The organism is Christiangramia fulva, assembly GCF_003024155.1.
In the GTDB taxonomy this organism is placed as follows: domain Bacteria; phylum Bacteroidota; class Bacteroidia; order Flavobacteriales; family Flavobacteriaceae; genus Christiangramia; species Christiangramia fulva.
Genome location: NZ_CP028136.1, coordinates 3,936,608 through 3,948,704, shown reverse-complemented (window position 1 = coordinate 3,948,704; position 12,097 = coordinate 3,936,608). Strand labels below are relative to the sequence as shown.

The following is a 12,097-nucleotide window of genomic DNA, read 5'->3' as shown; positions in this document are numbered from 1 at the left end:
AAAATATCCTATGTTAGTACCTGAACATCAGTTTGATGTAAAGTTGAAGTGAATGTTTAAATCTTTGAAAAGCATTGAAAAATAAGTGCTTTTCAGAACTAATAAGAATAAAAAGAATTATAAGTATTCGGGAACCCAAACCTCGAAAAAACTATTTCAAAAAGGTATTTGTAAGAATTTAACTGTTAAATATTTAACTATAGAAAAAGTTAAAAATTTTGGAATAACCTTTGCTTTTTAAAGTTCGAAAACAAAAGGAAATATTAAAATACAAAAAGAGAAACCTACTTATGAGAAAATTAAAATTGTTTTTTTTGCTATCGGTAGTAATACTGGCTTCCTGTAGCAAAGATCCGATTGAAGATCAAACTGTAACCCCAGATCAGACTTCAAATTCTAAATTACTCGATGCAAACACAGAAGTTGCTTTTCCGGGTTCAAAGGGAGAGGTAATGAACATTTATTATGCAGGAAGAAAAATGCCTGTTAAACGCACCAGTACCCATTTTATTTACCAGGGCGACATCCTTCTTCCTTCTAATGGCATTTCCAAAAGCCAGGAGAAACTGGTTTATGAGAAAGGGGAGACCCCAGCCAGTAAAAGTGTTGCGAGAACTTCCGGTTATTGGCCAAACAATACCGTTTATTACGAGATTGATAGTAAACTTCCAGACCAGTCCAGGGTTTATGATGCCATAAGCCACTGGGAAGCGAATACGAATATCAACTTTGTAGAACGCTCTTCCGAATCTAATTATATTTATTTCACGCCTGGATCTGGCTGTTCATCTTATATAGGAATGGTGGGCGGAAAACAGGATCTTATCCTGGCAGATGCCTGTTCCACTGGAAATGCAATTCATGAGATTGGCCATGCCCTTGGACTATGGCATGAGCAGAGCAGGGTAGATAGAGATAAATACATTACCATTCATTTTGACAATATTGAAAGTGGAAAGGAATATAATTTTCAAACCTACCAGGAAAGCGGTTTTGACGGAAAAGAGCTTACCACACAATTAGATTTTGGCTCTATTATGATGTATAGCCCCTATTCTTTCAGCAGTAATGGTCAGCCTACAATAACTAAAGTAGATGGTTCTTTATATACCGCACAGAGGAACGCTCTTTCTAATGGAGATATAAATGGGATTAATTCCATTTATCCTTCTCCGGGTACAACTGCCACCTATATTGACGGTGAATATTATACAATTGCAGGCCTGACTGTTTTGAGAAACTGGGGAATGTGGTGGTATTATTCCAGCCGGGGATGGAGACAGGTAGAACTAATAGATAATTATTGGCATTATATGTTTTAATAAATAGAAAATTTTCCTGGTGAAGGTTCTTTCACCAGGAAAATTTATGTGTAAATAAAATGTTAAAATCTCAGTTTTTGTAGAATAATTACACACCATAAATTTTAAGAAATAGGACTAATACAAATTTTAACTATCGATAAAAAGCAAAAATTACCCGATTAAATGAATTGAAAACTGATCTCAAGTTTATTCCCAAATCTGCTTTAGATCTCAAGTTTAACTTAATTACCTACTTATGAAAAGTGCAAAATTACTTTTGGGCGTGGCCGTATTCGGTCTTTTCGCCTGTAGCCAGGAACCTCTGGAGACCTCTCAGGACAACAGTGTAAATGCCTCTTTTAAAGATGACTTTACCGAAATGGCTTTTCCAGACCAATTTGGAGATCCAGTAGACGTGTACTTCGGGGAACGAAAACTTCCCGTTGAATCTATTAATGGAAAATATGTGTACCAGGGTGATATCCTTCTTCCTGAAAATCGAACTTCCTTTAAGCCATTAGGCCTTATTCTGGATCCCGGTATTCTGCCTCAGCCTGTTACTAGAAGTGTTGGAAGAACTCAGTTCATTTGGCCAAACAATACGGTTTTTTATGAAATTGACCCTTCCCTTCCTAATCAGGCGCGTGTACTAGACGCGATGAGACATTGGGAAGCAAATACCGCAGTAAGGTTTGTACAACACACCTCAGAATCCAATTATATCTATTTTACTCCGGGTTCAGGATGTTCTTCTTACGTGGGAATGGTAGGCGGACGCCAGAATATCACGCTCGCCGATGCCTGCTCAACCGGAAACGCGATTCACGAGATTGGCCATGCTGTTGGTTTATGGCATGAACAGAGCCGTGTAGATAGAGATAATGCGATCATTATTAATTATGATAATATCGTTTCTGGCAGGGAATATAATTTCTATACTTACCAGGAAGCCGGATGGGATGGAGCTGAATATACTTCAAATCTTGATTTTGGCTCTATAATGTTATATAGTTCCTATTCTTTTTCCGCAAATGGATTGCCCACTATTACCAAATTAGATGGATCGACTTTTTATGCGCAGAGAAGCGGACTTTCAGCCGGTGATATCGAGGGAATTAATGTTTTATATCCCGGACCTGTTGATACAAGTAGTTCTTCCACAACTACCGACACTTCCTTAGGAACTACTGATACTTCAGGGACAACCACCACCACTACTGGGGGAACAACCACCACTACCACTACTAATTATATAAATGGAGAAACCTATACCATTGAAGGTGTTACCGTTCTTCGTAAAGATGATAAATGGTGGGTTTTTAAAGGAAAACAATGGCGCGAAGTTGAGCTTATAAGCGGTCATTGGAGATACGTTAGATAAAAAATTTGTATAGAAATATCTAGGAAAGACTGGTTTTTACCGGTCTTTCTTTTTATCTATCTGTGTTATTTTAATTCTGCTGAAATCCTGAAGTTCTTCAAAAAATAAGCGGAATTCGTTTTCAAAAGATGGATAGGATCCTTCAAGTTCTTTTACTGCCATATTCATTCCTGATTTCCTGCCTGTTCGGCGGTTCATTCCGTTCAGGACTTTTTGTATGCCGTCAATTTTCCGATAGCTGTAAAGCCAGTTCTCTTCAATCATATAGGGCATGAAATTCAATACTTTTATAGGCAGTAATTCCTGATTTTCATCAAGAAGCCTGTAAAAATTTTCTGAATAATCTTTTAGTGGAGTATCAGAATAATCTTCCCAGTTTGCCGCAAGAAAATGATCATAAAAAATATCCACGATAATTCCGCTATAATGCCTGTAAGCAGGAAAAAGCCTCTGCACACTTTTTCTGAAGACGGGGTGGGTATCGGTAAAATAATCGATGGCCCTGTGCAGAATGATGCCGTCCTGAATTCTTGGAGGATATTTCAGGTATTTTTTGCCTTTTATGGAATCTGCAATGAAATTGCCAATTTTCAGCAGATCGTCATCACCGGAAAGATAGATATGCGCAAGGAAATTCATGTGGTTCAAGGTACAAATATCAGGGGTAAATTTATGTTAAGTTTTGGCGCTTCACTTTACGTACATGTATATTTGTCAAAAATTAGAAAATCAGTAATGAGCTTAATAAAATCTATTTCAGGAATTCGTGGAACCATTGGGGGAAGGGAAAAAGACAATTTAACTCCTATAGATACTGTAAAATTTGCCGCCGCTTATGGTACCTGGCTGAAACAGGAACTTCAAAAAGATAAAATTACGGTCGTGGTTGGAAGGGATGCCAGGATCTCCGGTGAAATGATACAAAATCTTACGATGAACACTCTCGTTGGTCTTGGAATAGATGTCATTGATATAGGTCTTTCCACCACTCCTACCGTTGAAGTTGCCGTACCTCTTGAAAAAGCCGATGGAGGGATCATCCTTACCGCCAGCCATAACCCTAAGCAATGGAACGCTTTAAAACTTCTGAATAATAAAGGGGAATTTCTGAATGCCGAGGCAGGGGCTAAAATACTAAAGATAGCAGAAGCCGAAACCCTTGAATTTGCTGAAGTGGATGATCTCGGCAAGATTTCGGTGAAGGAGAACTATATCGATCTTCATATTGAAGAAGTGCTTAAACTGAAAATGGTAGCTATTGATAAAGTTAAAAATGCCGGATTTAAAGTCGTTGTAGATGCGGTAAATTCTTCAGGCGGAATTGCAATTCCGGCCCTTCTTAAAAAAATGGGCGTTGAGGTCGTGGAACTTTATTGTGAACCTAATGGTCATTTTCCGCATAACCCGGAGCCTCTAAAAGAGCATCTAACCGATATCTGCAATCTGGTGAAAAAAGAAAAGGCCGATCTCGGGATCGTGGTAGATCCGGATGTTGACCGCCTGGCATTTATTGATGAAACCGGTGAAATGTTTGGAGAAGAATACACCCTTGTTGCCTGTGCAGATTACATTCTTTCCAAGGAGAAAGGAAATACCGTAAGCAATCTTTCGTCCTCAAGGGCCTTGCGTGACATTACTCAAAAACATCATGGTAATTACAAGGCAAGTGCCGTTGGTGAGGTAAATGTTGTAAAATTGATGAAAGATACCAATGCAATTATAGGTGGAGAAGGGAATGGGGGCATCATTTATCCGCAGGCGCATTATGGCCGCGATAGCCTTGTAGGAACGGCATTGTTCCTTACCTATCTCGCCGAAAAAGGAAAGAAAGTTTCTGAAATAAGAAAAGAATATCCTTCTTACTTTATGAGTAAAAACAAGATCGAATTGACTCCCGATCTCGATGTGGATGGAATTCTTAGGGCTGTTGAAAAACGCCATTCGAACCAGGAGATTTCAACGGTTGATGGAGTGAAAATCGATTTTCCCGAAAACTGGGTTCATTTGCGTAAATCGAATACCGAACCAATTATTCGAATTTATACCGAAGCCAAATCACAACAGGAAGCCGACGAACTTGCGCAGAAAATGATTAAAGAAATAGAAGATATTATCGCCTAATCGATAACTTCAGCGTGAGAAGAAATAGGTTGATCTTTGTGTTTCCAGCGTTTATGGGTCCATAGATAATATTCCGGAGCTTTTTTGATCTGTTCTTCCAGAAGTTGGATGAATTTTTTGGTAATAAAATGTGGAGGCTCTTTTGGGGCGTTGCTTGTAATTGGAATAAAAGTAGCCTCGTAATACCCCCTTTTGAATTTTTCGACGTGAAGGTAAACAACGGCCATATCTAATTTTCGTGCAAAACGGTCAGAACCCTCAAAAACCGGCGCCTTAATTCCCATAAAATCGATCCAGTGTTTTGCCCGTTCGAGTTTCGGAGATTGATCGGCAATCATTGCATAAGTCCCTAATTGGCCACTTTCCTGGTTAAACCTGATAAATTCTGAAGCTTTATAAGTGCTTATAAGTTCGGCATTAAAGCGGCTTCTAATCGATTTCACAAGCCGGTCAAAATACCTGTTTCTAATGCTTTTGTAAATTCCGAAGGATTTATGTTTGAGTCCGTATAACTGCAGGGAAAGCATCCATTCATAACTGGCGTAATGCCCACACATGATGATAATGCTTTTATCAAGTTTTTCCATCTCGCGCAATGCCTCAAGATTGGTAAAAGTGAAACGCTTTTTCAATTCTTTTTTTGAAATATTTATGCTTTTGATCATTTCCAGGAACATATCGCACATATGCCGGTAGAATTTTTTACGGATTGTGGCGATCTCTTCCGAAGATTTTTCAGGAAAAACAAGGCGAAGATTAGCGGTTACGGTTTTGCGCCTGTACCTAATAAGGTGATAAACCAGCACAAAAACCATATCAGAAAAAAAATAAAAAACGGGAAAAGGGAGTATGGAAATAAACCAGAGTAGCGGGTAAATTAACCAGAAAACTATTCCTTGCATAAAAATTCTTTACGCAAATATATGGTATATTTGACACTAAACTTCAGTAAACATGGGAGAATTGAACCTGGTAACCCTTGCGATTATTGGTATTACTGCTGTAATTTCTTTCAAGGGATTCAATGATGAAAACTTCTTTAATAAATACAAATTCAATATTGCCAATATAAAATCCGGCGCCTATCATCAAATTTTTACTTCCGGATTCCTGCATGTGGATATCAGCCATTTGCTGGTGAACATGTTAACCCTCTATTTTTTTGCCAATGTGGTGATCTATGGCCTTGGCACTACTGCTTTTGTGGTGGTTTACCTGGGTAGTTTGTTGCTGGGTAATTTTCTATCCTATTATTTTCATAAGAACGATTATAGCTACACAGCCGTGGGAGCGAGCGGCGCGGTAATGGGCATTTTATATTCGGCTATTTTACTGCAACCGGATATGATGCTTGGTTTGTTCTTTTTTATTCCTATTCCGGCCTATATTTTTGGGATAGGTTATCTTTTTTATACCATTTACGGAATGAAACGCCGGCGGGACAATATTGGCCACGATGCTCATTTTGGCGGGGCCATGGGCGGTTATTTTATTACAATGATCTTTGCGCCCTGGGTTTTTACGGAGCATCTTCTAATGGTCGTTCTCCTCGCGCTGCCTATCCTCATTCTTTTTTATCTGCAACGTACAGGTAAGATCTAGTTTGGTATCTTTCTTGGATTATCTTTACTCAACTAAAACAATATACTATGAAAAAATTAGTCATTCTATTGCTATTGATCACTGCGCCTCTTATGGCCCAGGAAAATTGCCAGTCTACCGTAAATGTGGTAGGGGAAGGAGTTGTAAAGGTAAAACCCGATGAAGTGGTGATTAAATCACGCATTGAACATGAGGGGGAATCGGCGGCTGCGGTAAAAGCTGAAAATGATAAAGTGGTAAATGCGATTATAAAATACCTCAAATCCCAGGGAATTGCCGAAAAGGATATTGAAACCGATTATCTAAATCTGAATAAAAGGTATATCTATAACAATAACGGGCAGGATCGCACTGAAAAATTCGTCGCCAATCAGGCGATTTCCATCACGCTTCATGATATCACAAAATACGAGAAGATCATGAAAGGATTGCTTGATAACGGCATGAACCGCATTGATGGAATCCAGTTTAAGTCTTCTGAAATTGAAGAATATGAAAAGGAAGCCCGTAAAATAGCTGTTTTGAATGCCAAAGAAATTGCTGGGGAACTGGCAAATCCACTGGAGCAGGAAGTGGGGAAAGCAGTTTCTATAAACCAGGTTGATTACAACCAGGTTCAGCCTATGTACAGAATGGACGAAGCTATGGAGATGAAGGCAACCGGTGAACAGCAAACTATTGCCCCCGGTGAACTGGAAGTGAAAATAAGGGTGAATATCAGTTTCGAACTGAAATAAAAAAGCTGTCTGAATAGTTCCAATTTCAGGCTGAATATTGCCTTAGAAACTTTTCAGACAGCTCTTTTTTAAAGAGTTGGTAGTTGGTCTTTTAAGACTTGCTCAATAACTCTCCAATCTTATTCGAAAGATCGTCTCCGCGAAGATTTTTCGCTACGATCACACCCTGATCGTCAAGAATATAAGTAGCCGGGATAGCCGTAACTCCATACTTCCTTGCTATAGGCTCTTTCCAGAATTCAAGGTGAGAAACATGGTTCCAGGCTCCAAGATTATCTTCTTTAATAGCTTCAACCCATTTGTCTTTCTGGCCGGGTCGATCTAAAGAAACACTTATGATATTTAGACCCTGATCTTTGTATTTATTGTAGACTTTTACAAGATTCGGACTTTCGGCACGACAGGGTTTACACCAGGCGGCCCAGAAATCGACTATGGTCACTTTTCCCATATTTTCGGAAAGGCTGATCTCTTTTCCTTCAGGATTTGGACCCGAAAATTCCGGAGCTTTATTACCAACATCAGTGGCACTCATTTGATCCAGGTTTTCCTTAAGCTTTTTAGCCAGAGGTGTTTGTTTTATCCGGTCTGAAAGTTCTTCATACATTTTCTTCACTTCAGTAGCTGAATGAGTTTTCATGTTCAGCATATCGGTAAGCACCATAAGGCCTACAAAAGAATCTTTATTATTCTTGAATATCTCTTCTTTTTTTACCTTATCGTTGTCGCGCAATTCCATTTGCGTGGCCTGCATATTTTCCAGGGCTGCGGTATCCTGCTTCATCATAGCCTCTCTTGAATCGGCCTGTAACTTCATATATTTCTGGTTGAGATCTTTTAAATGCCCCATATATTCATTGAGAGCGGCATTCTCTTTTCCGCCAGAAACCTTAGCATTTTGAATACTGTCTTTATTAATATCAAAGCTTATTTTTTGATTTTCCTCGATAAATAAGACGCTGCCATTTGAGCCTTCGAATCTTAGGAAACCAAGGTTTGGAACATCGGTATCTTCAAGATCAACTTCAAAATGTCCATTTTTAATTACGGCTGTGTCAACAACCTTGGGAGCACGGGTGTCTTCACCAAGTTCTGAAATATACACCTTGGTGCCGTCTTCAAATCCTTCAGTATTTCCTGAGAGATAATATCCTTTATCCTTTTCACAGGCGGCAAAAACCATCGTAATTGCAGAAACTATTATTACTAATTTTTTCATTCTTAAAATTTATTTTTCACAAAAGTAAAGAACTCCTTTTTCATAGTCATGCCGATTTAATAAAATATTGTTAATTTCTTTGTTACAGCCACTTTAGGCCTTTATTTAAATTTATTTTTATCTAAATTATCGGGTTATGAAGCAAAAGTTGAAAGATTTTCCTTTCGATATCCAGATAAGTTTTCACAAGGTCCTGGAGCAATACGAAAAGGAAATAGGTAATATAAAAAGCGACATTTCCAGAGAATATACAGAGAAAGTGCTTGAACATGTTTCTCAATTTCCGGAGCTAAAAGAAGGTTTCACAGATCTAAAACTGTTAAAAAAATATAAGGAACCCATAAAGGTGCTGCTGAATGATCTTTTCCCATGTATTCTTACCAAGAATGAGATCAAAGCCGCTTCTGTGCCTTTTCATAATATTATTTTCAATTCTTCAAGGCGTTTCAGGCAGATCCTGAAAACCGCCGGTGACGATTTTGAACTTGATTTGCGTAATATTGATGATGATAATATCTACATTTTTGCCTGCATTCAAATACTTAAGCAATATTATGGCTATGAATTTGATATTTCCCGTCCTCTTTATTACGATATTCCAGATGAGGACGGAATTATCAAACATTATCGTATTGCCATAAACGCAGATTTTGTAGAAATTATTCCGGCAGATGATGCTCCAAAAATCACTCAACAAGATGTGGACCTTCTTGTGCAAAATGTGAACGAAGTAGAAATTTGGAAAGAAAAAATTCCGCCAAAAAGCTACACTTTCAAAGGTTTTACAGTTCTCAATTTAACCGATGTCACTATAGATGATGCCATTTCCGAATTAAAAACAACGCTCCTTTTTGAAGAGGTGAATGAAGCCGAAGAATTGCATAAACTGGAAGAAATATTCCGGTCTATTTATAAAATTTCTGATCTGCGTGTAGGTTTTACTGTTTTTAATCCTCGCGATATGATCTTTGAAAGGATGAATAATGAAGAGGCCAACAGTTTTATTTTGGATGACGAACTCGTGAATGATTGCAGTACGGGAATCTGTGAAGAGGGTTTTCAAAAGCTTATCAATAAGAACACTTTTTTCACAATTTCAAATGTAGATTCTTACGTAAAGAACAATGATAATCTGCTGGCAAAGAACCTGAAAAAAAATAATGTGAAAAGCTGTCTCCTGGCCCCGGTTGCGAAAAATGGAAAGTTGCTTGGTGTTTTGGAGCTGGTTTCTGAGCGAAAAAATGAGCTGAATTCTATTAATGCCATTAAATTAAATGATATCCTTCCGTATATCGTCTCGACGGTAGAGCGTAACCGAAATGATTTTGAAAACCGTATAAAAGCGGTAATACAGAGCGAGTGTACCTCAATACATCCCAGTGTTCTCTGGGTTTTTGAAAGAGAGGCGAAAAAGTTCATTAAGGACATGGATAAAGACGGACTGGCTTCTTTTAAAGATATCAGTTTTAAAGATGTGTATCCGCTGTATGGGCAGATCGATATTGTAGCCTCTTCAGAAGCTCGTAATGACGCGATCCAGAAAGACCTGCTCGACCAGCTGCAATTAATTTTGAACATCATTGATGAAGCCTATAAAATAGAAGAGTTACCTATTTATGATCAGGTAAAATACCGCATTTCCGAATTTAAGGAAGAACTTGAGCAAAAACTCAATGCCAGTAGTGAACAGAAGGTTTTTAACCTGCTTCAGAAAGAAGTCAATCCTTTAATGAGCCATTTAAAGCAGCAGTCTGATGAGATCAGGAAAATGGTCAAGGAATATAAGGAAAAACTAAACCCTGAAACGGGCATTGTCTATAATCACCGAAAAAAATACGATGAGACCGTTCAGCAGATCAATCGTACCATGTCGCGGTATATTGATAAAAAACAGGTTCAGGCTCAAAAAATATATCCGCATTATTTTGAAAGATACAAAACTGACGGAGTTGACCATAATATTTATATAGGAGCTTCTATGGTCAATAAGAAACCTTTCAATAAGGTCTATCTTTTTAATTTGAGGTTATGGCAGTTAAGTACCATGTGTGAAATGGAAAATCGTTTTTATGAATTACAGGAAAGTACTCCTATTCAGTTAGATGCCGCCTCGCTTATTTTGGTCTATAACAGTACTATGAGCATTCGTTATCGCATGGACGAGAAAAAATTTGATGTGGACGGCACCTATAACGCGAGGTACGAGATCATTAAGAAAAGAATAGATAAAGCTTTTGTGAAGGGGACCGAAGAGCGGGTGACCCAAAAGGGGAAAATGACCATTGTCTATTCACAGCCGAGCGATGAAGGGGAATATCTTCAATATATAAAATACCTCCAGGCCAAAAATTACCTGGGGGATGAAGTGGAATTACTGGAACTAGAAGATGTCCAGGGAGTGGTTGGGTTAAAAGCGATACGCGTTAATATTCTCTATTCCCCGCATTCCGGAGAAAGCAATGAAACCATCACCTATGAAGATCTTATGGAAGAACTACATTAGGTAAAAAGCGAGGATAAAAGCAATTACCGAAATAATTATTCCTACCATAAATACGGTATAAGTAAGCCTTAGCAGCAGGTATTTTTTATGGAGGACTTTCCCAAGAAGATGAAGGTCCAGCATTAGCATTTCATATACATAATCTTTGTCTTCCATCAATTCATTTATGGCCCATTTGAACTGATCAAAAGGCATTTTATGATAATTTCCGAAAAAAAGCAGGTTTACTTCCCTGTTTTTAACCTGATCCCTGGTGAATTCGCCACTCGTTACATTGGGCCGTGTAGACATAATGGAAAGGATCACAGAGGCAACGCTGAAAAGGATTAAGATCAGGGATGGAATAAGAAGGTGTTTATTTGATGCCGCTTCAAGTTTTGGAATGAGGTTCGCAATGGCCAGCGAAATAATGATGGCATTCACCGAGAGTAGAATATTCGCTTTGGTATCAGCTATATCACTTAATTTAATATGGTTTCTTAGGGTAATACGAAAGAGGGTTTGAATACTTCTTTCTGGATTGTCATTTTTAAATTTGGCCTTCATACGGGCCTTATGCTCTTCCTTTTTTAACTTTTTTTCGCGTTTATGTTTACTTTCGATAAGCTCGAGAAGATTTTCTTCCTTTTTTGGCTGCCATTCTTTTATGGCATAATCAGTATAATACTGATGTTTTTCGGTCAATACCCTTATGTTTTCCTGTAACCATTCGCTATTGGTGAAATTTTTAATATTATGCATTTCCAGTTCCTGCCGCAAAAGCTCACTGGTTTCTTCAAAATAATCCTTTCCAAAATGTGAAGAGTCGGCATCCCTGATGATCTCTTCTTCCAGACCTTTTGGTTGGGAGTTGAAGTTAGTAGCCATTATATACTGTTTTACCTTTTCTATTAGTTCTGGTGTGGCATTATTTTTTTTCAGAAAGGATTCGGCAATTTCAGCGCTCTTTTTTTCATGACCTCGATATGCCTGTGTATAACCGGTGTCATGCAGCCATGCGGCCAGTAATAACGGCTCTTCCTCTTTAACATTAATTTCAGAATTATCGATAATTTCTTTAGTACTTTTAACTACTCTCAGGGTATGTTGATAATTATGATAAATAAAGGTATTGGGCAGCTTTTCCTTAAATAGATCTTCTACAAATTTATCGGCTTTCTCAATAAGGTTGTTCATATTAGGCTTCGTTAGAATGATTACCAAAATACAAAAAATTTCAACCAAACTTCT

General features: G+C 38.2%; 10 protein-coding genes. 6 read left to right on the top strand and 4 right to left on the bottom strand.

What is annotated here, in order from left to right:
• Positions 1-290: 290 nt before the first annotated feature.
• The gene (locus C7S20_RS17645) at positions 291-1,322 is read left to right on the top strand and encodes a M12 family metallopeptidase (RefSeq protein WP_107014299.1); all 1,032 of its coding nucleotides are present in this window, start codon (positions 291-293) and stop codon (positions 1,320-1,322) included.
• A gap of 238 nt (positions 1,323-1,560) precedes the next feature.
• Positions 1,561-2,685: a M12 family metallopeptidase gene (locus C7S20_RS17640; protein WP_107013705.1), complete on the top strand. Its 1,125-nt coding sequence runs from the start codon at positions 1,561-1,563 to the stop codon at positions 2,683-2,685.
• 36 nt (positions 2,686-2,721) lie between these two features.
• Here C7S20_RS17640 and C7S20_RS17635 read toward each other — a convergent pair whose 3' ends face one another.
• On the bottom strand, positions 2,722-3,324 hold the full coding sequence (locus C7S20_RS17635; RefSeq protein ID WP_107013704.1) for an acyl carrier protein phosphodiesterase: 603 nt from the start codon (positions 3,322-3,324) through the stop codon (positions 2,722-2,724).
• A gap of 96 nt (positions 3,325-3,420) precedes the next feature.
• Between C7S20_RS17635 and glmM the strand changes: the two genes are divergently transcribed.
• Positions 3,421-4,806: a phosphoglucosamine mutase gene (glmM, locus tag C7S20_RS17630; protein WP_107014298.1), complete on the top strand. Its 1,386-nt coding sequence runs from the start codon at positions 3,421-3,423 to the stop codon at positions 4,804-4,806.
• On the opposite strand, the gene C7S20_RS17625 is transcribed toward glmM, so the two are convergent.
• Positions 4,803-5,708, bottom strand: coding sequence for a lysophospholipid acyltransferase family protein (locus C7S20_RS17625; RefSeq protein WP_107013703.1), 906 nt, complete (start codon positions 5,706-5,708; stop codon positions 4,803-4,805). The two genes, glmM and C7S20_RS17625, sit on opposite strands and share 4 nt — an antisense overlap.
• A gap of 52 nt (positions 5,709-5,760) precedes the next feature.
• On the opposite strand from C7S20_RS17625, the gene C7S20_RS17620 reads away from it, so the two are divergent.
• Entirely contained in the window at positions 5,761-6,408 is a 648-nt protein-coding gene (locus C7S20_RS17620) for a rhomboid family intramembrane serine protease (protein ID WP_107013702.1), read from the top strand.
• Positions 6,409-6,455: 47 nt separating this feature from the next.
• A complete protein-coding gene (locus tag C7S20_RS17615) occupies positions 6,456-7,145 on the top strand; it encodes an SIMPL domain-containing protein (protein WP_107013701.1) in 690 nt (229 codons plus the stop codon).
• Positions 7,146-7,236: 91 nt separating this feature from the next.
• Here C7S20_RS17615 and C7S20_RS17610 read toward each other — a convergent pair whose 3' ends face one another.
• Positions 7,237-8,364 carry a TlpA disulfide reductase family protein gene (locus C7S20_RS17610; RefSeq protein ID WP_107013700.1) on the bottom strand — a complete coding sequence of 376 codons (1,128 nt, stop codon included), beginning with the start codon at positions 8,362-8,364 and terminating at the stop codon, positions 7,237-7,239.
• 136 nt (positions 8,365-8,500) lie between these two features.
• On the opposite strand from C7S20_RS17610, the gene C7S20_RS17605 reads away from it, so the two are divergent.
• Entirely contained in the window at positions 8,501-10,867 is a 2,367-nt protein-coding gene (locus C7S20_RS17605; protein WP_107013699.1) for a GAF domain-containing protein, read from the top strand.
• On the opposite strand, the gene C7S20_RS17600 is transcribed toward C7S20_RS17605, so the two are convergent.
• Positions 10,859-12,043: a Pycsar system effector family protein gene (locus C7S20_RS17600; RefSeq protein WP_107013698.1), complete on the bottom strand. Its 1,185-nt coding sequence runs from the start codon at positions 12,041-12,043 to the stop codon at positions 10,859-10,861. The genes C7S20_RS17605 and C7S20_RS17600 overlap by 9 nt on opposite strands.
• Between the last annotated feature and the right edge of the window lie 54 nt (positions 12,044-12,097).